Annotated in this window: 1 pseudogene; it reads right to left on the bottom strand. The window is 64.0% G+C overall.

The annotated features are described in order from the left end of the window. A pseudogene (locus ACZY08_RS29735) lies at window positions 1-367 on the bottom strand (pyruvate carboxylase); the annotation flags it as partial.

Raw genomic sequence — 367 nt, 5'->3', positions numbered from 1 at the left:
ACACCGACGGTGACCACACCGGCGAACGGTGCCGCGACATGATCCGGGTTGTTGCGGTCGGCCTTCTCCGCGGCCGGGACCTCACTGGCGATGCTGCGATCTCGCACCGTGATCGGACGCAATTGCCCGTTGAGGATGCACATCACCGTGCGCATACCCCGCTCATCAGCATCGGAGATCGCCTCCAAACCGATCAGCAACTGCACACCGCGCTCGAGCTCGACCCGGTGTTCCTCGCCGTAGCGCAGCCCGTAGAAGAACTGATTGGCACTCAGACCGGAGGTATCGCCGTAGGTCTCGCGGTGTGTCTCGAACTCCTTGGTCGGCGCCGGGAACAGCAACCGGTTCAACGCCGCCTGGCGTTTGG

It is taken from the genome of Mycobacterium sp. IDUB_9 (genome assembly GCF_055419505.1).
The sequence above is the reverse complement of the archived record's forward strand: the minus strand, read 5'-3'. Positions and strand labels throughout refer to the sequence as shown.